We start from the raw sequence: 18,878 nt of genomic DNA, 5'->3' as shown, positions 1-18,878 counted from the left end.
GCACAGCAGGCAGGTCTGCCGACCTGCCTCAGTTGGTTGAACCGGCCTTTTGCAGCGCCCTCACGCGGTCGGCAAGGCTGATGCCGCGGTCTCCGGCGGCGCCCTGTCGTCCATCGCGCGGGGTTGCGAGCGCCTTGGCGATCGGCGAGTCCGGCCCGTCGAGCTTCATCGTCAGGTTGACGACCTTCGCCGCCAGATCGTTCATCTGTTCGCGCAGCACAGCGCCGGCGCGACGAGCGTCGCCCGTCTGCTCGGGCTTTGCCGCTTCGCGCGCGGCAAGATCGGTCTTGAGCCGCTTGTTCTCGCGGGCAAGCACCGTCAGTCTAGCCTCCAGCCGCTCCCGATCGCCTTCAAGCCTGGCGATTGCCTTGTCGATGTCTTCGCTCCCGTCGGCCGGCCGACCCGCGCCGTTGGCCGAAAGTTCCTGCTTCGAGCGCATGCGGGCGAGTTCCTTCTCGCGCCGGTCGAGCTTGTCCTCGCGGTCGGCAAGCGTCGCCAGCAGCCGCTCGACCTTCTTGTCCAGATCGGCGGCTCTTTTCCTCTCTGCCTTCAACGCGTCCCGCGCGGCCTTGCTTTCCGCCGCGACTCCCTGATTTCGCCGGTCCGCTTCCTTGCGCTGGCCGCGCAGCAGCGCGATGTCGCTGGCGAGTTTTTCCAGTTCCGATTCGCGCGCCACCAGTTCGATCTGGCGGTTCGAGGAAGAGAAGCTGGCGTCGTCATACATCTGCTCCAGCTTTTCCATTTCCAGGGCGCGCTTTTCCAGCGTGCGTTCCGTCTGCGCGAGCTTTTCCGACAGTTTGTGCAGGTCTTCCTCGCGCTGCTTGAGTTCCGCATTCTTGGCCTGCAGATCGGAAAGCGCCTGGTCTTTCTCCTTTTTCTCGACCGCCAGCCCTTTCAGGGCCTCGCGTCCGCGGCCGATCTCGACCAGTTGCTCGGCCGCCTTTTCCTGCAGGCTTCTGACGGACATTTCGAGCCGGCGCGTCGTCATCGCGTATTCAGCCCGCACCCGGTCCTTTTCGGCGTGGATTTCGGCGGGCGTCAGCGGCATCGACGCTTCAAGGCGCCTGCGCGTCAAAACCACGGCTCGTCGCCAGACGGCCGGCGCGATCAGCGACACCAGAAAGACGGCGCAGAGGAAGCCGAGGGCGAAGAACAGGATCGACTGGACCAAGGTGGACTACCCAACATGCGAGGCGGCAACGCCAACGCCCGACTGTGCCACCTTGGCATGGCGGAAATCCAGCGCCGCGGCAAGAGCATGCCGCGGAGTGATCGGTCTTATCCGAGCGGTTGTGGCAATCCTGTCGGTCAGAACGGCCTGTCCGGTCAGAATGGGTTCCAGGTCGGCCGTTGCGTGAGCTTCAGATAGCCGAGATTGACGCCGAGCCGGGCACCGACACCGGTGCGGATCGGAACGATCAGAACCCGGTTGTTCTGCATCACGTTGAAGCCGACGCCCGCCACGACATAGGCGGAGCCGGCGACGCCGCCGAAGCGGTTGTAGAGGCTGCCCACGTCGTCGAGATTGTAGACCAGCATCATCACGCGCGACCCCTCGCCGCCGAAATCCCAGCCGAGCGACGGGCCTTGCCAGAACACCTTATGGTCGCCGGCGTTCTTGGTGTAGAGCGTTCCCTCGCCATAGGTCAGGCCGCCGATCAGGGCGCCCGAGCCCTCCTCTCCGAGCAGGTAGCCGTTGGGCAAGCCGTAGGACGCGAAGATCTTCTCGACGACCGTGGCCAGGCCACCGGACGTCGCGCCGAAGAACTTGTGACCGGAATCGATGATCTCCTGAGCGGTATACTCCTGGGCCCGCAGCGCGGAGGTTGAGAAGACGAGAGCACCCAGGAGAGCGATCGTCATGGTGAGGACGCGGACGAGGGTCCGGTCATAGAATCGGGAAAACATGCTTCCAATCTCCGTCAGGGAGCACTTTCGCCGACGCCTCGCACCCCTACGGCTCTTGCCGGCCGTTCAAGGTGGCTATCACGGGCAAACTATGCCGTAATCCTTTTTCAACCATTAAGCTTCCACAGGAAGATGGCGCTACGAAGGCTGATATGGCCTTCGCAGCCACCGCGTCCCTGCGTGAACACACCATTTTCGCCGTTAACGATCGCGGATTTGTTGATGCTCGCGCGGGTGCTGTGTATTCAGAAAGCCTTGGAAAAGAGCGTGATTCGTGTGGGCAGGAGCGAATCAGTCGCTTGGCCATGAATATGTGAACTGAGCAGGGATATCCGATGGCCGAGCTTTTCGCCCTTTCCGCCCCCGACCTGGCCGCGCTTTTGTGCAGCCGCGTCTGCCACGACATCATTTCGCCGGTCGGGGCCATAAACAACGGCCTTGAACTGCTCGATGAAGGCGGCGCCGACGAGGACGCCATGAAGCTGATCCGCCAGAGCGCCAGGAACGCCTCGGCGCGGCTGCAGTTTGCCCGCATCGCCTTCGGCGCCGCCGGTTCCGCCGGCATGATGATCGACACCGGCGACGCAGAGGCCGTGGCGATCGCCTTCCTCAAGAACGAGAAGCCGGAACTGGTGTGGAACGGCGTGCGGGCGCTGCTGCCCAAGAACAAGGTCAAGCTGCTGCTCAACCTCATTCTGGTCGCCAACGCAGCGATACCGCGCGGCGGCAAGCTGGTGGTCACGCTCGAGAATCTCGATACCGAGCCGCGTTTTGCGCTGTCGGCGGCCGGTCCGATGCTGCGCGTGCCGCCGAAATTCCTCGAACTGCATTCAGGCCACAAGCCTGAAGAGCCGATCGACGCCCATTCGGTCCAGCCCTATTACACGTTGCTTTTGGCCCGTGAGGCCAATATGACGATCTCGATCCACGCGACCGCCGACGAGATCGTCCTGTCGGCTGCCTGAGGCAGAACTGCTCAAGTATATATTTATATTGATGCCGGCACTTGCAGCGCTGGCGAAGCATGGCTGCCGTTACCGCCCTGATGGGTAACGGACAAAAAGCTGCGCGGTCCGCCCTCTTTGGAAAAACTTTACCTAACGGCTTTTCGGCTTCTTTACCAGATTGTCCTATGGTGCCTGCAGATTACCCGGAAGTTGCCGGTTCGGCAGTTGGCCAAGAGGACCCGGAAATGAAGCGCTGCCTGTTCGTGGACGATTCGAGCGTCATCAGAAAGGTCGCTAAACGTATCCTTAGCGGCTCGGACTTCCTGGTTGCCGAAGCAGCCAGCGGGCTCGACGCCATCGAAATTTGCGCCACCGACATGCCTGAGATCATCGTCGTCGACGGTGGCCTGCCGGACATGCAGGCGGCGGATCTCATTCGCCGCATCCGCGGTATCGAAAGCGATACCAAGCCGCAGATCGTGGTTTCACTGGTCGAGGTCGACGTCGCCTCGATCATGCGCGCCAAGCGCGCCGGTGCCCAGGGCTATCTGTTGAAGCCCTTCAACCGGGCGCAATTGCTCGAACGCTTCCGCGTCCTCAAGATCGCCGCCTGATTCGAAAGCAATTCCAAGAAAAGCGTGAACGGTTTTCCGTCAGGAATCGCTAAAAAATATTAGATATCCGATTCACAAAAAACCCGGCCGGAGCCGGGTTTTTGCTTTTCGTTGAAAAGCATTCGCTCAGGCGCTGACGCGGATGTCTTCCGGCTCGCGCAGCACATAGCCGCGACCCCACACCGTCTCGATGTAATTCTGGCCACCGGACGCGGCGTCGAGCTTCTTGCGCAGCTTGCAGATGAAGACGTCGATGATCTTCAGTTCCGGCTCGTCCATGCCGCCATAAAGGTGGTTGAGGAACATTTCCTTGGTCAGCGTCGTGCCCTTGCGCAGCGAGAGCAGCTCGAGCATCTGATATTCCTTGCCGGTCAGGTGCACGCGCTGGCCGCCGACCTCGACCGTCTTGGCATCGAGATTGACCACCAGGTCGCCGGTGGTGATGACCGACTGGGCATGGCCCTTGGAACGGCGCACGATGGCGTGGATGCGCGCCACCAGCTCATCTTTGTGAAATGGCTTGGTCATATAGTCGTCGGCGCCGAAACCGAGCCCGCGCACCTTGTCCTCGATGCCGGCCATGCCGGAGAGGATCAGGATCGGCGTCTTGACCTTGGAGAGGCGAAGTGTGCGCAGGACTTCGTAGCCCGACATATCGGGCAGATTAAGATCGAGAAGAATGATGTCGTAGTCGTAAAGCTTGCCGAGATCGACACCTTCTTCGCCGAGATCGGTTGTATAGACGTTGAAACTTTCCGATTTCAGCATCAGCTCGATGCTCTGTGCGGTTGCACTGTCATCTTCAATCAGCAGAACACGCATTTCATTCCCCTTTTCTGCTGCCGGGCCAGGTCACGACCCATCCGGGACCGGAGCAGTGATTGCCTGAACAGAAGGTGCCACCGATTGGTTAACAAAATCTAATTTCGTGTCGAACACGATAGCAGATTTTTTAACCCCTTTCTACACCCACTTGAATTTAATAACGAATCACAGACCAAAACCGCTAATGCACCACATTAATAAGCCAGCCTAAGTGACTCCAGGGACTCGCAGGCCGCGCTTCCCGCCGCAGCCGGAATTTTTACCCGGCCTTAAGTCCTCGCCCGTATGATTAACAATGCCCGTAAACGAATGGTTACCGCCGGCAAAAAACTTTAGGGCTTTGTTTCCCATAGCGTGGGGAAAGCCGGGGGATACGGGCGACGCTTGGACTTTTCCTGGCGGATTGGACGATATGCAGGTGTGCGTTTCCGGGAGTATCGAGTCATGAAGTCACGTGAAAACCTCGTTCGGCTGAAGCAGTTTCAGGTGAATGAGAAGCGGCGCCAGCTGCTGCAGCTGGACATGATGATCGCCGAGTTCGAGCGCATGGCCGTCGAATTGGAGCTGCAGATCGCCGCCGAAGAGAAGAAGGCCGGCATCACCGACATCAACCATTTTGCCTATCCGACCTTCGCCAAGGCGGCACGCTTGCGCCGCGACAACCTCAGGAATTCGCAGGGCGACCTCGCCCAGCAGCGAAGCACCGCCGAATCATTACTCGGCGAAGCTGAAGCGGAGCTTTCCAAGGCTGAGATGCTGGAATCGCGCGACAGCAAGATCCGCGAGGCCGATGTCGGCGGCCGCAGCGCCATGATCGGCTGAGCGCGAAGCACGCTTCATCCTCTTATTGCCGGAAATCCGCCGGCATCGCCGCCGAAGCCACGGGTCGGGAAATCCCGGCCCCGCTTTCAGGGCAGCATGGCCCATCTCGTCCTGATTGCGCCGATACACGGGCGCGGGCATTCTTGATGTCGGGCGCATGCTCTTGCGCCCAGGATCTGATCTGGCTGAGCAGTCCCGCCATGTCTGGCCAAGCTCCGTCAGTTCATATTCGACGCGCGGCGGGATGACGCAAACACCTCGCGCCGGACAAGGCCATCGCACTCGAGACCCGTAGTGTCTGGGTCAGCATTTTCGGCGTGATGCCTTCGAGCTTGCGCGCCAGTTCGCCATTGCGCAGCCGGCCGCGCCGTAGCGCGCAGACGGTGAGATAGACCCATTTGCTGGCCAGCATGTCGAGCACGGTATGCGACGGACAACTGCGCCGGAACGCATCATGGCCGAATGGGGTTTTCACACTACCCATGAAGCAGGAGGTTACCATGCGTGCCATTATCCAGAATTCCTTCGGCGGGCCCGACGTCCTCGTCATCGCCGAACAGCCGGATCCCTCGCCCAAGCCCGGAGAGGTGCTTGTCCGCATCAAGGCGGCGGGCCTCAACCCGGTCGACGCCACCGTGCGCGCCGGCCGCTATCAATTGCTTGGCGAACCGCCCTTCATCCTCGGCTGGGACATTTCGGGCACTGTCGAGGCGCTCGGCGCCGGCGTGACCGCCTTCAAGACCGGTGATGACGTGTTCGGCATGCCGCGCTTTCCTAAGCAAGCGGGTGCCTATGCGGAGCTTGCCGCTGCGCCGGCGGAGGAGATCGCCGCGAAGCCCGCAGGCATCGACCACGCACATGCGGCGGCACTTCCGCTGGCCGGCCTCACCGCCTGGCAGGGCCTCGTTCGCCACGGCGGCCTCAAATCCGGCCAGCGCGTGCTGATCCATGCCGGCGCCGGCGGCGTCGGCCATCTGGCCGTGCAGATCGCCAAGGCGCACGGCGCCTACGTCGCCTCGACCGCCAGCTCCGACAAGCTCGATTTCGTCCGCTCGCTCGGCGCCGACCAGGTCGTCGACTACACCAGGAGCGATTTCACCGGCAGCGCCGGCGATCTCGACCTGGTGCTGGAGACGATCGGCGGCGACCATGCCGACGACTCGCTCAAGGTGCTGCGCGACGGCGGCGTGCTGGTGTCGCTGCTCAACGTCCACGACGCCACCAGGGCAAAGGCGAAGGAACGCGGCATCCGCGTCGAGCGCATGTCGGTGGCGCCGGACCGCGAGGGCCTTGTCGAGCTCGCCAGGTTGGTCGATGCAAAGAAGCTTTCGGCCCATGTGGCGAAGGCTTTCCCGCTCGATCAGGCCGGCGCCGCCCACGCCTTTCTCGCCACCCGGCCGATCGGCAAGGTGGTGCTTACGGTCTGATCGCAGCGTTGTGCCGAAAAACGAAAGGGCGCGAGGTTTCCGCGCCCTGTCCGGCCGGTCGAACTAGTGCCGGTATTGCTGGATACGCGTCGTGCGCAGCCCGGCAAGGCCGTATTCGTCGATCGACGCCTGCCAGGAGAGGAATTCCTCGGTGGTGAGCTTGTAGCGCTGGCAGGCCTCTTCGAGGCTGAGCAGGCCGCCGCGCACCGCCGCGACCACTTCCGCCTTGCGCCGGATAACCCAGCGACGTGTGTTCGTCGGCGGCAGATCGGCAATCGTAAGGGGGCTGCCGTCAGGCCCGATAACATATTTGACTCTAGGTCTAACCAGATCGGTCATCGTACTCTCTACTAAAAACTCAAAGACCCAATCCCCGCCACAGTACCGCCACAGCTTTAAAAATTGCCTAAGCGAACCCTAATGACTAGGTAAGGATCGTGAACGTCGCGTTAGGGTTTTGTTCGGCATTTGAAACAACGCGCCACCGGCCCCGATTTGCCGACAGGAATTCGCTTCCGGGACGAAGCTGGCGCACTTGCGGCGCTTGACCTATATTCCGGCCATTGGCATCAAGCGCCACGCATAGTGAAAGCACCATGAACAGCCTCGATCTACCCGGACGCCCCGAAAACACCCGCGTCGTCGTCGCCATGTCGGGCGGCGTCGATTCCTCTGTTGTCGCCGGTCTCCTGAAGCGCGAAGGCTATGATGTCGTCGGCGTCACCCTGCAGCTTTACGACCATGGCGCCGCGACCCATCGGGCAGGCTCCTGCTGCGCCGGCCAGGACATCGACGATGCCCGCCGCGTCTCCGAGACGCTCGGCATTCCGCATTACGTGCTCGACTATGAGGAGCGCTTCCGCAAGGCGGTCATCGACCCCTTCGCCGAGAGCTATGTCGCCGGGGAAACGCCGATCCCTTGCGTATCGTGCAACCAGACGGTGAAGTTCGCCGATCTTTTGGCCACCGCGCAGGATCTCGGCGCCGACGCGCTGGCCACCGGCCACTACATCCGCTCCGGCGCCAACGGCGCCCATCGCGCGCTCTACCGGCCGGTCGACGCCGACCGCGACCAGAGCTATTTCCTGTTCGCCACCACCCAGGCGCAGATCGACTATCTGCGCTTTCCGCTCGGCGGCCTGTCGAAGCCGCAGGTGCGCGCCATCGCCGAGGAGATGGGGCTGACCGTTGCCGCCAAGCAGGACAGCCAGGACATCTGCTTCGTGCCGCAGGGCAAGTATTCCGATATCATCGCCAAGCTGAAGCCGGCGGCCGCCAATCCGGGCGACATCGTCCATATCGACGGCCGCGTGCTCGGCCGCCATGAAGGCATCCTGCGCTATACGATCGGCCAGCGCCGCGGCATCGGCATCGCCTCCGGCGAGCCGCTCTATGTCGTCCACCTCGACGCCGATCGGGCGCGCGTCGTCGTCGGCCCGCGCGAGGCGCTGGAGACGCACAAGATCTATCTGCGCAACATGAACTGGCTGGGCGACGGCCCGCTGTCGGACATCCCGGCCGGCGGGCTTGAGCTTTTCGCCAAGGTCCGCTCCACCAGGCCGCCGCGCCCGGCCGTGCTGCATTATAGTGCCGGCTTGACCTCGGTCGAGCTGGTCGACGGCGAGTCCGGTATCGCGCCCGGACAGGCCTGCGTGCTCTATTCCGACGACGCCAACGACGCGCGGGTGTTTGGCGGCGGTTTCATCGGGCGTTCCGAGCGCGGCGCGGAAGCCGAAGCCATGCTGTCCAGGCTGGCGGCCAAGCCGGCGCAGATTCCGGCCGAGTAATTTCTAGTCCTATTGCTGCGGTTTCAGGCAGGTTTACGCGGACGAACCCGTGTGGATCACAGTGCCCGCCGTCAGGATGCGCAGCACCCGGATGGCTTCCTCGCCGTCTGTGCGCGGCTCGGCCCGCGTTTCGACGCACTGGATGAAATGGGCGAGCTCGCGCGTCAGCGGCATGCCTTCGCCGACCGCCACATAGGACGGCTCGTTGGCGGTGAAAGCCCACTGGCCGCTGTCCTGCCAAACGGCGTGGCGATAGACGGCAAGCTTGCGCTCCCAGGGCTCGACGTCATCGAACACCGCCATCGCCTTGGTGCCGACCACGGTCAGCCGCCGCTCGCGATACGGGTTGAGGCGCGACGTGAACAGATGGCCGCGCAGGTCGTTGGGAAAGCGCATGTGCAGATGCGCGAAGTCGCTGAGATTATCGAGAAGTGCGGCGCCCTCGCCCCTCACCTCGATCGGTTCGGTGCCGGTGATGGCCAGGATCATCGACAAATCGTGCGGCGCCAGATCCCACAGCGCGTCGTTCTCGGTATGGAACTTGCCGAGGCCAAGCCGGTGCGAGTGGATGTAGCGAACCTCGCCGAGTTCGCCATTGTCGATCAGCGCCTTCAGCGTCTCGAATGCCGGGTGGAAGCGCAGCACATGGCCGACCATGAAGACGCGGCCGTTGTCCTTGGCCGCCCTGACCGCGCGCTCGGCGTCGGCGACGGTCAGCGCGATCGGCTTTTCGACCAGCACGTCCTTGCCGTTCTCGACGGCCCGCACCGCCGTGTCTGCGTGGAACTGCGGCGGCAATGCCATGACGACGGCGTCGACATCGGCGCGGTCGAACAATTTGTCCGGCTCGATCGCCAGGCAATCCTGCTCGCTGGCAAAGCCTTCGGCGCGGGCGCGGTTGACGTCCGAAACAGCATGGAGCGCGCCAAGCGCCTTGAGGGTGCGGATGTGGTTGCTGCCCCAGTATCCGCAACCGAGGACTGCGATGCGCGGCTTCATTCGTTTTCAAACTCTAGAATTTCATGGCCGAGACATAGCGACGTGCCCCGTCGAACTCAACCCCGGCGCATGCGCTCGATTGTCTGCCCGGCAAAGCTTTTCCGGGACGAGATTATGCCGGCACGAGGATCGCATCCAAGCTTGACAGGCTCGCCCTCTGAACCTTATATCCGCGCGACCTTGGCGAACGCCTCGAATTGTCCACCTGTTATGGTTGGTTTTTCGAGCCCTTCGCCGCCCTGGCGGGGTAGCTCAGTTGGTTAGAGCACGGGAATCATAATCCTGGGGTCGGGGGTTCAAGTCCCTCTCCCGCTACCATCGATCCCCTGTACGGGCCGGAGACATAGGTGACAGTTCGTACCTAAGACATGGGTGACAATCTCGTGCCGAGCGGGTTGTCGACGGTCTGCAAGATCCTCTGTCCCAAGTCGATGTGTCCGAGATCATAGTGCATGAAGCTGACGAGCCAAATGCCGTGTTGTCGGCGCGACGTTCGCGGGATCGTCTGACCCCGTCAGGACGTTGTGAAATTGCCAGTTCCCGGAGTTCTGAGAACGGCTTCGAAAAAGAAACGGCAGCGCGCTTCCCGCAGTTGACCGACCGAGGCGGCCCAGGTGAGACCCGCCGGAAGCGGCATGGTTTGATGAGGCGGCTTCAGGCATGGCGATGCTCAAGGAAAATCTGATCTACGCCATGGCGTTGGCTTTGGGCATAAGCGCGTCGCAAATGCCCGAATTCGCGCAGCAATATCGACAGCGCCTGGGCGGTGCGGTCGAGGAGCTTGGCCATGTCGTTTCCGAATTTGACCGGGACGCCGCCGGCGCGGGCTTGTCGCGGGCACAGGCGCTCGACCTCCACCAGCAGGCCACGGAACCGCTGTTCAAGGCTCGTGGCCGCAGCATGAGCGCAGCAATTGCCCGCTACGAGAACCTCGTTGAACAACAGAAGGATTTCGCCGAGCGCTCGCCGCTGCTGCAGCCCCTCGTTCTCGGATATAGCGACCGGGCGGTTTTTGCCGGCGCATGGCAGGATTTCCGGCCGGCTGTCCCGATAACATCCGCCGGTTTGCTCTGGGCAGCCTTCGGCTTCTTTTTCGGGGTTGGCGCCATGTACATGCTTGCGGCTTTGCTCCGCTGGATATGGCGTGCAGGTATGTTGGCGTTGCGACGCTCGAACCTGATTTCGGCGAGACGCCGCTAGCGAATCGACACCAACCTCAGCGCCGACTGGGTTGATCCGGTCTGAAGTCGACGCAACGACGCGTTGGGCCGCGGGCCAGGCCATTGGTGGGAGGGTTTTCCAATCCAATGCAAAGGGTTAGCAAGGAACGCGCGTGGCCACGGTCGGTTGTTCCAATAGGCAACTGGACACAACCGGCCAAGGCTGGAAATCTTGCCTTCCTGTTGCCTGGCATTGGATGGGAGTTCCGGAGAAAATGGTATTGAAGGCCGAAGACATTGCTGTCCATCCGGCAACGCTTCGCAGTGTCCAGGAACAATCGCGCGCGCTGATCCATATTTATGAAACAAGCCCGCGCCTGGCCGCCGTCTTCGCCACCCAGCAGCGCTGGCTGCTGGGTCATGTCGGGCTCGCCATACATTTCCGGCGCGACCCGAATGACCGCCGCACCGAACTGACGACGGCACGGTTCATCGAGGTCGTGCGCCGGAATTCCGTCGCCAGCCGCAACACCGCCGAGGCATTTCTCAAGGAGATGCTGCACTATAATATCGCCGAATACCTTTCGACGAGCGGCGATGCGCGCGCCCACCCGTTGCGGCCGACCGCAACCACCATCGAGACATTCACCGGCTGGATCCACGCTCATCTCAGGACCCTGGACAACATCGACGGCGGCAACCGCCTGGCGACCTTCCTCGCCCGGCCCGGGATGCTGTCCATCCTGCAGCCGCTGATCGCCGATGGCCTGCTTGCCTCCGATCCGGTGCGCGAACCGCAACAGACCTTTTCGCTGTTCATCTGGCTCAACAATGGCGGCATCGTCATGGACTGGTTAATGTCCGGCATCGATCCCGAGGACGCCGGCCTGGAAAGGATACCGACCAGCGTCATTTCGATCAGCGAATTTGCCAACTGGCTGAAGCTCTCACGCACCCATCTGGCGCGCAAGCTTCATGATGCCGAGGCGCTTGGCAGCATCGGCTGGGTCGGCCAGCGCGGACATTCTGTCATGTGGGTTTCAAGGCAATTCTACCAGGAATACATGGCCGTCCAGGCTGCCAAGCTCGCCGTCGTCGACGCGGCCTTCAACGCCTGTTTTTCTATGCCCGGAGAGAGTTGAAGTGTTACGCGGCCGGGTACCTGTTTGCATTGTGCTGCAGGTTTTCTGTGGGGCGGCTATGTCCGCCTGCGGCGAGGACGCGCCATGTCCGACGTTCCTCCAGCTTTGCCGACCTCATTCGCATATGCCTCAATCGGGTAAGGCCTTCCGATCAGATATCCCTGCAAAGCATTGCAGCCCTCTTGGCTAAGAAAATCCAGCTGCTCGAATGTCTCGACACCTTCTGCGATGACGTGCATCGAGAGGCCTCTGCCCAGCCCAACGATTGCGCGAATGATGGCCGCTGATTGCGGGTTCTTCTGAATCATCCAGACAAAGGACTTGTCGATCTTAATCTTGTCGAAGGGGAAAGACTGAAGATACGAAAGCGACGAATAGCCGGTCCCGAAGTCGTCCAGCGCAATCTTCACGCCGAGCGATTTCAGGCACCTGAGGATAGAGCTTGCCCGCGAAAAGTCGTCGAACAGGACGCTCTCCGTAATTTCCAGCTCGAGTCGCTTTGGATCAAGCCCCGTCTCCAGCAGGACCGAATGCACAAGGCCCGGAAGATCGCCCTGGCGAAATTGTACCGGAGACAGGTTCACGCCGATCTGGATCGGCTTCGTCCACGAAGCCGCCTCCCGGCATGCCTCCCGCAGCACCCATTCCCCGATGGGTACGATCAATCCGCTCTCTTCAGCCAGCGGAATGAACTCGACAGGAGGAATCACCCCCCGTTCTTTGTGGGACCACCGGACCAGAGCCTCGAATCCGATGATCTCGCCGGATACGTTCGCTTGCGGCTGGTAGTGGAGGAACATCGCGCCGCTTGCGAGCGCCGACCGCAGACCCTGCTCGAGGGCGCGGCGTTCGCGTAGCTTGCGATCCATGTCCGCCTCGAACAGCCTGAAAACGCCACGGCCATCGGTTATGGCACGATCGAGTGCTGCGTGAGCGTTGCTCAGGAGAGCTGTGGCATCGGTGGCATCGTCAGGGAAAAAGGCAATCCCAATGCTCAGCCCGACGCGCAGGGTATGGCCGTCAACGTCGAAACCTTTGGCGATCGCCGCCAGCAGGCGGTCGGCCAGCGCTACGGCTGTCGCCGGATGCGGGCCCTCGCCGATGATTATGGTGAACTCGCCGCTACCGGTCCGCGCGAGGAAGTGCTTGTCGGTGGCGACAGCAAGGCGCTTCGCCACCTGGTGAAGCAGCGCGTCTGCGACTCCGGGTCCATAAATGTCATTGACTTGTTTGAACCCGTCGACATCGAAGCGCATGAGCGCGAACATTTCCCTGCCAGACGTCGCGCGCTCGAGCGTGAATTCGAGGCGCTCGACGAGTGCGGCCCGATTGGGCAGATCAGTGAGCGCGTCATGCGTGGCCATGTGGGCGATGCGCTCGGCATCGCGCTTGCGATCGGTGACGTCCTCAGCTACCCCAAGTACGTATTTCGACTTACCGTCGTGACTTTCGATAGCCAACCGTCGGGTTACGAGATCGCGCACCCCCTTGTGCCGCGTATGCACTTTTTCTTCGGCGGAGATTTGAACATTGTCAGAACGCAGGGCTTCCTGATCCTGCGTAAGAAAGGCCCCGGCCTGATCCGCCGAAAACAGCTCGGAGTCCGTCTTGCCGATCAACTCATCACGCGGGATGCCAAGCAGTTCTTCGCCGGCCCGGTTGATCAGGACATAGCGGTTCTGATCCGCCTCCTTGGCAAAGAGCATGACCGGTATGTTTTCGATCACCGTATCCAGGAATTCCTTGGTGCGGCGGCGGTCGTCCTCGGCCCGCTTGCGCTCGGTTATGTCGATGACAGCAACCATAAAAGCCGCGCGACCGTCGTAATCGATCGGCTTCGAATAGGCGACGATATCGATCAGGCTGCCATCAGCCTTGATATGACGCCAGCTGCGCCCGGTGCCATACGATCCCTTGCCAGTGCCGGCAACCTGACGGACCTTCTCGACGTCCTCCCGAGGCCTGATGTCGAGTATCGACTTCGAAAGGAATTGCTCGCGCGTGTAGCCGTAGTGCCCGATGGCAGCCTGGTTGACATCCAGGAAGCGCAGGCTGCCTCTTTCGAACACCCACATCGGAAGCGGGTTTTCCTCGAATAGGAGATGCAGTGAGGCTTCGTGCTGCTTCAGTTTGGTGATGTCCGCAATACACCCGACCACGAAGCGGGCGCCGTTCGGCAATAACGCGCGTGCCTTGCGCGTTACAAGTGTGCGGATCTCGCCCTGCTGCCCCTGAATGATTTCCTCGTTTTCGTTGACGTCACCGGTGTCCAGCACCAATCGATCGATGCGCCGGAATACATCGGCATGTTCCTTCGGGACGAAGTCATAGTCTGTCTTACCGACCAGCTCCCCATAGGAATGACCCATGAACTCGCACATGCTTCGGTTCAGCACGACGAAACGGGATTGGTCATCCTTCAGGAATATCGGATGCGGGACCGCATCCAGCACCAGCCTCACGGCGTCGGCATCGTCGTTGGAAAACGATTTGGCCAACTGGTCGACTGGAAATTCTGAACGCGACATCCTGGGTCTCGCGTTTGAAAAAAACAGTAGGAATACTTCTATCTTGGGAAACCTTACCTATCCGTAACGATTAGCTTTGGCGGATATACCGATAAGACGGCGAAAATGCCTGCACGGCCGCTCCGTCATGTGGTTTCGAACGAACTCTACGGCGAGTACGTTATGGCACAGGCGGTCAAGCTCGCCGATGCGGCCTTCGCCGCCTGCGTTGGACAGCCGGCAAACTGATACTCCGGCCAGGCCGCCTATCCCGCCTTCAGGATCGCCGAGAAGCGCGGATCGAAGGCCCGGCTGATCGGCTCGGCCGCGGCGCCCACGGCGATCGCCCAGGGATCGGTGATGCCGAGCTGCAGGCGAGGCAATCTCCGCTCGGGGCGGTCGGCGATCGACGGCAGCAGCGGGTGCATAGCCTGCAGCAGACGCCGCGCGAGCGCTTCCGGCGCGCCGCTGGTCAGGATGATTGTCTGCGGGTCGAAGATCGTTTCGATCAGATGCACGCTCCAGCGCAGATCGTGCGCGGCATCCTCGATCCAGCCTATCACCTTTGGGTCCTCTGCGAGCGCCAGCGCGTCCAGCCGTTGGTAGAGGTGCTCATCGGCGGCGTTCAGGCCGAGATGCTGGTAGAGCGAGGCAAGCGAGGCGCGGTGCTCCAGCGGCGTCGCGCCGGGACCGGCCGGCGACAGCAGCGCCATGCCGATTTCGCCGGCATTGCCGTTGCCGCCGCTGTAGAGCTCGCCGTTGAGAATGAGCCCGGCGCCGATACCGTAGCCAACATAGAGGCAGACGGCGTGATCGACGCCGTGCGCCGCGCCGACGATGCGCTCGGCCGTGGCGCAGGCGGCGGCGTCGTTCTGAAGTCCGACATTCAGCCCGGTGCCGGCCGCAAGCGTCTCCAGCAGTGGGAATTGCTGCCAGGCCGGCATCATCCATTTGTCGTCGGAATTCTTCAGCCCGAACGGGCCCGGCATGGCGACGCCCAATCCGACCAGCCGTCGTTCGGCTTGGGCGGAAATGCCGGCGAGCTCGCGCCTGACGCGGGCGATGAGACCGAGGATGATCTCAACGCCTTGCGACGGTTCGTCGAACGGCAGGTTAGCTTCGGCTCGCGCCATCACGCTGCCGACAAGGTCGACCACCACCACGCGCGTCAAATGCCGGTCTATCTGCAGTCCGATGGCAAAGGCGCCCCCAGGCACCAGCCTGTATGGGGTGAAAGGCTGTCCCCTGCCCTTGCGCACGGTGTCCAGCGCCACCACCAGGCCATCCAGTTCGAGATCCTCGATGATGTTGGAAACCGCCTGCTTGGTAAGCTGCGTCGCCCGTGCCAGGTCGGCGCGCGAGAGCGCGCCGTTGAGCCGCAGCGCCTCGATCATAACGCGGCGGTTATGTGCGCTCGTCCCTTCCTGGTTGGTGCCGCTTTTGGCGCGGATCGGGCTGATGTCGTGCATCTTTGTTTCCCCTCTTGACTCCATTAAAGGATTGATCGACTAATTAAGTCAAGCGAATTGACTTAATGATGAAGACGGGACGGTTGCAGAAAAAGACGGCAGGGCAGTCGAACTTCGCCGCCACCGCCGTTCCGGCAGATCCGGTCACAACGCGACAACAATTCGAGGAGGCGGCGGCTACCGTCGACGCCAAATCGCCTATGTCGAAAATGGGAGAAGACTAATGTTGAAATCAATCGGTAAGACACTTCTGGGCGCGGTCTTCGTTGGCGGGCTGTTTGTCCCCCACGCCTTCGCCGAAACGACATTGAACGCGCTGTTCATGGCGCAGGCCGCCTACAGCGAGGCCGATGTCCGCGCCATGACGGATGCCTTCACCAAGGCCAATCCGGACGTCAAGGTCAATCTCGAATTCGTCCCTTATGAGGGCCTGCACGACAAGACTGTGCTCGCGCAAGGTTCCGGCGGCGGCTATGACGTCGTGCTGTTCGATGTCATCTGGCCAGCCGAATACGCGACCAACAAGGTACTGATCGACGTCTCGCCGAAGATCACCGACGACATGAAGAAGGGCGTGCTGCCCGGCGCCTGGACCACCGTCCAATACAACGGCAAATATTACGGCATGCCCTGGATTCTCGATACCAAGTACCTGTTCTACAACAAGGAAATCCTGGAAAAGGCCGGCATCAAGACGCCGCCCAAAACCTGGGACGAACTCAACGAACAAGCCAAGATGATCCAGGACAAGGGCCTGCTCAAGACCCCCATCGCCTGGAGCTGGTCACAGGCCGAAGCCGCGATCTGCGACTACGCCACGCTGGTCAGCGCCTACAAGGGCGATTTCCTCAAGGACGGCAAGCCCGATTTCCAGAATGGCGGCGGGCTCGATGCGCTGAAATACATGGTGGCGAGCTACAAGTCGGGCCTGACCAATCCGAATTCCAAGGAATTCCTCGAAGAGGACGTCCGTAAGGTATTCGAGAACGGCGACGCCGCCTTCGCGCTCAACTGGACCTACATGTACAATATGGCCAACGACCCGAAGGACTCGAAGGTAGCCGGCAAGGTCGGCGTGGTGCCGGCGCCGGGCGTCGCCGGCAAGAGCGAGGTCTCGGCCGTCAACGGCTCGATGGGTCTCGGCATCACCGCCGTCAGCAAGCACCCTGACGAGGCCTGGAAATATATCGAGTTCATGACCTCGCAGAAGACGCAGAACCAGTACGCCAAGCTCTCGCTGCCGATCTGGGCGTCCTCCTATGACGATCCGGCGGTCACCAAGGGCCAGGAGGAACTGATCGCCACGGCAAAAGTCGGGTTGGCCGCCATGTATCCGCGCCCGACCACGCCGAAATATCAGGAACTGTCGACCGCGCTGCAGCAGGCCATCCAGGAATCGCTGCTTGGCCAGACCTCGCCTGAGGACGCGCTGAAGACGGCCGCCGAAAACAGCGGACTCTGAGTGCCTCTTCTTCCCGCACGGGCGGCATAGTGCCGTCCGTGCTATTTCTCAAATTTTGCTGATGGAAAGAGGCTGCTCATGTCGGGCACCTGGATGACGACTCGCGCGTGGCTGCTGATGCTGCCGCTGCTTGTGGTCATGGTCGCCGTCATCGGCTGGCCGCTCGTCGATACGGTCGGCCTCTCCTTCACCGACGCCAAGCTGGTCGGCACGGCCGGCAATTTCGTCGGCCTCGACAACTATGCCAAGATGCTGTCGAGCTCGAACTTCAGCCGCACGCTCACCACCACCACCTGGTTCGCGGTCATTTCGGTTGCCGCCGAGATGGTGATCGGCGTGCTTGCGGCATTGCTGCTCAACCAGGAATTCCGCGGCCGCACCGCGCTGCGCGGCCTGATGATCCTGCCCTGGGCGCTGCCGACCGTCGTCAATGCCACGCTCTGGCGGCTGATCTACAATCCCGAATATGGCGCGCTGAACGCGGCGCTAACGCAACTGCACGCGATCGACGCCTACCGCTCCTGGCTTGGGGAGCCGGGCACGGCGCTGGCGGCGCTGATCGTCGCCGATTGCTGGAAGAACTTTCCGCTGGTCGCCCTCATTTCGCTCGCCGCCTTGCAGGCGGTGCCGCGCGACATCACCGCCGCCGCACTTGTCGACGGCGCCGGCCCCTTCGCCCGTTTCCGCTTCGTCGTCCTGCCTTATCTCGCCGGGCCGCTGATGGTGGCGCTGGTGCTGCGCACCATTGAGGCCTTCAAGGTCTTCGACATCATCTGGGTGATGACGCGCGGCGGGCCGGCCAACAGCACCCGCTCGCTGTCGATCCTCGTCTACCAGGAGGCCTTTTCGTTCCAGCGCGCCGGCTCCGGCGCCTCACTGGCGCTGATCGTCACCTTGCTGGTCACCGTGCTCGCCGTCGCCTATGCCGCGCTGGTCAGGAAGACCGCGGGGAGTGCGGCCTGATGGAACGCAAGAACCCGGCCTTTACCGTCTTCGTCTATATCTGCGCCATCCTGCTTGCCTCCGTGATCCTGGCGCCGCTGGTCTGGCTGTTCGTCATGAGCATTTCGCCGGCGGCCGACCTTGCGGCCAAGCCGTTGCGCTGGTGGCCGCAGAGCGCCGACTTCTCCCGCTATGCGCAACTTTTGTCGATTGCCGAGAACAGCGCCGGCGCCGCCTTCACCGCATCGCTGCGCAACAGCCTTGAGATCGCCGGCATGGCGACGCTCGCCGCGCTTCTGCTCGCCGTTCCCGCCGGCTGGGCGGTGTCGCGCACGCCCTCGGTCGGCTGGTCGCTGTCGATGGTGATCGCCACCTACATGCTGCCGCCGGTGGCGCTCTCGGTGCCGCTCTATATGGGCCTGTCGCATGTCGGCCTGCTCAACAACGTCTTCGGCCTGGCGCTGATCTATCTGACAATCCTGGCGCCCTTCACCACCTGGCTGATGAAATCGGGCTTCGACGCCATCCCGCGCGAGATCGAGGCCGCCGCCATGATCGATGGCGCCGGACTGTTCCAGACCTGGCGCATCCTCACTTTGCCGCTGGCCGCGCCGGTGGTCGGGACATCGGCGCTGTTTGCCGTGCTGCTGGCCTGGGACGAGTTCTTCTATGCGCTGCTCTTTACCTCGGACCAGCGCGCCAAGACGCTGACCGTCGCCATCGCCGATCTGGCCGGCGGCCGCGTCTCCGACTATGGGCTGATCGCCACGGCCGGCGTGCTCGCTGCGTTGCCGCCGGTGCTGATCGGCCTGGTCATGCAGCGGGCGCTGATTTCGGGCCTGACCAGCGGCGGCGTGAAAGGATGAT

The 18,878-nt window shown here is 62.1% G+C and carries 19 protein-coding genes and 1 tRNA gene; 12 read left to right on the top strand and 8 right to left on the bottom strand.

The annotated features are described in order from the left end of the window. Positions 1–28: 28 nt before the first annotated feature. Together FJ974_RS09545 and FJ974_RS09540 are read right to left on the bottom strand one after the other, a co-directional pair. A complete protein-coding gene (locus FJ974_RS09545) occupies positions 29–1,171 on the bottom strand; it encodes a hypothetical protein (RefSeq protein WP_140530023.1) in 1,143 nt (380 codons plus the stop codon). Positions 1,172–1,326: 155 nt separating this feature from the next. Further along, positions 1,327–1,908, bottom strand: coding sequence for an EipA family protein (locus FJ974_RS09540; protein ID WP_140530021.1), 582 nt, complete (start codon positions 1,906–1,908; stop codon positions 1,327–1,329). 335 nt (positions 1,909–2,243) lie between these two features. On the opposite strand from FJ974_RS09540, the gene chpT reads away from it, so the two are divergent. Then, positions 2,244–2,873 (top strand): histidine phosphotransferase ChpT, encoded by a 630-nt coding sequence (gene chpT / locus FJ974_RS09535; protein WP_140530019.1) that lies wholly within the window; start codon positions 2,244–2,246, stop codon positions 2,871–2,873. 227 nt (positions 2,874–3,100) lie between these two features. Beyond that, positions 3,101–3,469: a response regulator transcription factor gene (locus FJ974_RS09530; protein WP_140530164.1), complete on the top strand. Its 369-nt coding sequence runs from the start codon at positions 3,101–3,103 to the stop codon at positions 3,467–3,469. 126 nt (positions 3,470–3,595) lie between these two features. Here the strand turns inward: FJ974_RS09530 and ctrA are convergent, their stop codons facing one another. Beyond that, positions 3,596–4,291 carry a response regulator transcription factor CtrA gene (gene ctrA, locus FJ974_RS09525; protein WP_006203583.1) on the bottom strand — a complete coding sequence of 232 codons (696 nt, stop codon included), beginning with the start codon at positions 4,289–4,291 and terminating at the stop codon, positions 3,596–3,598. Between the two features lie 447 nt (positions 4,292–4,738). On the opposite strand from ctrA, the gene FJ974_RS09520 reads away from it, so the two are divergent. Next, entirely contained in the window at positions 4,739–5,116 is a 378-nt protein-coding gene (locus tag FJ974_RS09520) for a flagellar export protein FliJ (RefSeq protein ID WP_140530018.1), read from the top strand. 223 nt (positions 5,117–5,339) lie between these two features. On the opposite strand, the gene FJ974_RS09515 is transcribed toward FJ974_RS09520, so the two are convergent. Continuing rightward, the gene (locus FJ974_RS09515) at positions 5,340–5,627 is read right to left on the bottom strand and encodes a winged helix-turn-helix transcriptional regulator (protein WP_226891538.1); all 288 of its coding nucleotides are present in this window, start codon (positions 5,625–5,627) and stop codon (positions 5,340–5,342) included. Between FJ974_RS09515 and FJ974_RS09510 the strand changes: the two genes are divergently transcribed. Next, the gene (locus FJ974_RS09510) at positions 5,617–6,543 is read left to right on the top strand and encodes an NADP-dependent oxidoreductase (RefSeq protein WP_140530016.1); all 927 of its coding nucleotides are present in this window, start codon (positions 5,617–5,619) and stop codon (positions 6,541–6,543) included. The two genes, FJ974_RS09515 and FJ974_RS09510, sit on opposite strands and share 11 nt — an antisense overlap. 63 nt (positions 6,544–6,606) lie before the next feature. Here FJ974_RS09510 and FJ974_RS09505 read toward each other — a convergent pair whose 3' ends face one another. Then, complete coding sequence (locus tag FJ974_RS09505) at positions 6,607–6,882, bottom strand: DUF1153 domain-containing protein (protein WP_006203587.1); 276 nt, start codon at positions 6,880–6,882, stop codon at positions 6,607–6,609. A gap of 257 nt (positions 6,883–7,139) precedes the next feature. Here FJ974_RS09505 and mnmA point away from each other — a divergent pair, with 257 nt between their 5' ends. Continuing rightward, complete coding sequence (gene mnmA / locus FJ974_RS09500; protein WP_140530014.1) at positions 7,140–8,330, top strand: tRNA 2-thiouridine(34) synthase MnmA; 1,191 nt, start codon at positions 7,140–7,142, stop codon at positions 8,328–8,330. Positions 8,331–8,363: 33 nt separating this feature from the next. On the opposite strand, the gene FJ974_RS09495 is transcribed toward mnmA, so the two are convergent. Continuing rightward, the gene (locus FJ974_RS09495) at positions 8,364–9,329 is read right to left on the bottom strand and encodes a Gfo/Idh/MocA family protein (protein WP_140530012.1); all 966 of its coding nucleotides are present in this window, start codon (positions 9,327–9,329) and stop codon (positions 8,364–8,366) included. Between the two features lie 241 nt (positions 9,330–9,570). On the opposite strand from FJ974_RS09495, the gene FJ974_RS09490 reads away from it, so the two are divergent. The 3 genes from FJ974_RS09490 to FJ974_RS09480 all read left to right on the top strand — a co-directional run bounded on the left by FJ974_RS09490 (position 9,571) and on the right by FJ974_RS09480 (position 11,631). Then, positions 9,571–9,647 (top strand) — tRNA-Met (locus tag FJ974_RS09490). Positions 9,648–9,989: 342 nt separating this feature from the next. After that, positions 9,990–10,529: a DUF2937 family protein gene (locus tag FJ974_RS09485; protein ID WP_140530010.1), complete on the top strand. Its 540-nt coding sequence runs from the start codon at positions 9,990–9,992 to the stop codon at positions 10,527–10,529. Between the two features lie 235 nt (positions 10,530–10,764). After that, positions 10,765–11,631 carry a hypothetical protein gene (locus FJ974_RS09480; protein ID WP_181177012.1) on the top strand — a complete coding sequence of 289 codons (867 nt, stop codon included), beginning with the start codon at positions 10,765–10,767 and terminating at the stop codon, positions 11,629–11,631. 56 nt (positions 11,632–11,687) lie between these two features. On the opposite strand, the gene FJ974_RS09475 is transcribed toward FJ974_RS09480, so the two are convergent. Continuing rightward, positions 11,688–14,159: an EAL domain-containing protein gene (locus FJ974_RS09475; RefSeq protein WP_140530007.1), complete on the bottom strand. Its 2,472-nt coding sequence runs from the start codon at positions 14,157–14,159 to the stop codon at positions 11,688–11,690. 245 nt (positions 14,160–14,404) lie between these two features. Then, the gene (locus tag FJ974_RS09470) at positions 14,405–15,607 is read right to left on the bottom strand and encodes an ROK family transcriptional regulator (protein ID WP_140530005.1); all 1,203 of its coding nucleotides are present in this window, start codon (positions 15,605–15,607) and stop codon (positions 14,405–14,407) included. Between the two features lie 65 nt (positions 15,608–15,672). On the opposite strand from FJ974_RS09470, the gene FJ974_RS09465 reads away from it, so the two are divergent. The 4 genes from FJ974_RS09465 (at position 15,673) to FJ974_RS09450 (ending at position 18,877) form a co-directional block, all read left to right on the top strand. Further along, positions 15,673–15,831, top strand: coding sequence for a hypothetical protein (locus tag FJ974_RS09465; protein ID WP_181177011.1), 159 nt, complete (start codon positions 15,673–15,675; stop codon positions 15,829–15,831). Beyond that, positions 15,831–17,069 carry an extracellular solute-binding protein gene (locus FJ974_RS09460; protein WP_140530003.1) on the top strand — a complete coding sequence of 413 codons (1,239 nt, stop codon included), beginning with the start codon at positions 15,831–15,833 and terminating at the stop codon, positions 17,067–17,069. The genes FJ974_RS09465 and FJ974_RS09460 overlap by 1 nt, the downstream gene beginning before the upstream one ends. Positions 17,070–17,147: 78 nt before the next feature. Then, positions 17,148–18,032, top strand: coding sequence for a carbohydrate ABC transporter permease (locus tag FJ974_RS09455; protein ID WP_140530001.1), 885 nt, complete (start codon positions 17,148–17,150; stop codon positions 18,030–18,032). Beyond that, the gene (locus FJ974_RS09450; RefSeq protein WP_140530000.1) at positions 18,032–18,877 is read left to right on the top strand and encodes a carbohydrate ABC transporter permease; all 846 of its coding nucleotides are present in this window, start codon (positions 18,032–18,034) and stop codon (positions 18,875–18,877) included. Before FJ974_RS09455 ends, FJ974_RS09450 begins: the two co-directional genes overlap by 1 nt. Position 18,878 lies beyond the last annotated feature (1 nt).

Source organism: Mesorhizobium sp. B1-1-8 (assembly GCF_006442795.2).
Classification (GTDB): domain Bacteria; phylum Pseudomonadota; class Alphaproteobacteria; order Rhizobiales; family Rhizobiaceae; genus Mesorhizobium.
The sequence above is the reverse complement of the archived record's forward strand: the minus strand, read 5'-3'. Positions and strand labels throughout refer to the sequence as shown.

Excerpts from the sequence above, each read along its gene's own strand:
- FJ974_RS09540 (WP_140530021.1), bottom strand. The coding sequence starts at position 1,908 with ATGTTTTCCCGATTCTATGACCGGACCCTCGTCCGCGTCCTCACCATG.
- chpT (WP_140530019.1), top strand. The coding sequence starts at position 2,244 with ATGGCCGAGCTTTTCGCCCTTTCCGCCCCCGACCTGGCCGCGCTTTTG.
- FJ974_RS09530 (WP_140530164.1), top strand. The coding sequence starts at position 3,101 with ATGAAGCGCTGCCTGTTCGTGGACGATTCGAGCGTCATCAGAAAGGTC.
- ctrA (WP_006203583.1), bottom strand. The coding sequence starts at position 4,291 with ATGCGTGTTCTGCTGATTGAAGATGACAGTGCAACCGCACAGAGCATC.
- FJ974_RS09520 (WP_140530018.1), top strand. The coding sequence starts at position 4,739 with ATGAAGTCACGTGAAAACCTCGTTCGGCTGAAGCAGTTTCAGGTGAAT.
- FJ974_RS09510 (WP_140530016.1), top strand. The coding sequence starts at position 5,617 with ATGCGTGCCATTATCCAGAATTCCTTCGGCGGGCCCGACGTCCTCGTC.
- FJ974_RS09515 (WP_226891538.1), bottom strand. The coding sequence starts at position 5,627 with ATGGCACGCATGGTAACCTCCTGCTTCATGGGTAGTGTGAAAACCCCA.
- FJ974_RS09505 (WP_006203587.1), bottom strand. The coding sequence starts at position 6,882 with ATGACCGATCTGGTTAGACCTAGAGTCAAATATGTTATCGGGCCTGAC.
- mnmA (WP_140530014.1), top strand. The coding sequence starts at position 7,140 with ATGAACAGCCTCGATCTACCCGGACGCCCCGAAAACACCCGCGTCGTC.
- FJ974_RS09495 (WP_140530012.1), bottom strand. The coding sequence starts at position 9,329 with ATGAAGCCGCGCATCGCAGTCCTCGGTTGCGGATACTGGGGCAGCAAC.
- FJ974_RS09485 (WP_140530010.1), top strand. The coding sequence starts at position 9,990 with ATGGCGATGCTCAAGGAAAATCTGATCTACGCCATGGCGTTGGCTTTG.
- FJ974_RS09480 (WP_181177012.1), top strand. The coding sequence starts at position 10,765 with ATGGTATTGAAGGCCGAAGACATTGCTGTCCATCCGGCAACGCTTCGC.
- FJ974_RS09475 (WP_140530007.1), bottom strand. The coding sequence starts at position 14,159 with ATGTCGCGTTCAGAATTTCCAGTCGACCAGTTGGCCAAATCGTTTTCC.
- FJ974_RS09470 (WP_140530005.1), bottom strand. The coding sequence starts at position 15,607 with ATGCACGACATCAGCCCGATCCGCGCCAAAAGCGGCACCAACCAGGAA.
- FJ974_RS09465 (WP_181177011.1), top strand. The coding sequence starts at position 15,673 with ATGATGAAGACGGGACGGTTGCAGAAAAAGACGGCAGGGCAGTCGAAC.
- FJ974_RS09460 (WP_140530003.1), top strand. The coding sequence starts at position 15,831 with ATGTTGAAATCAATCGGTAAGACACTTCTGGGCGCGGTCTTCGTTGGC.
- FJ974_RS09455 (WP_140530001.1), top strand. The coding sequence starts at position 17,148 with ATGTCGGGCACCTGGATGACGACTCGCGCGTGGCTGCTGATGCTGCCG.
- FJ974_RS09450 (WP_140530000.1), top strand. The coding sequence starts at position 18,032 with ATGGAACGCAAGAACCCGGCCTTTACCGTCTTCGTCTATATCTGCGCC.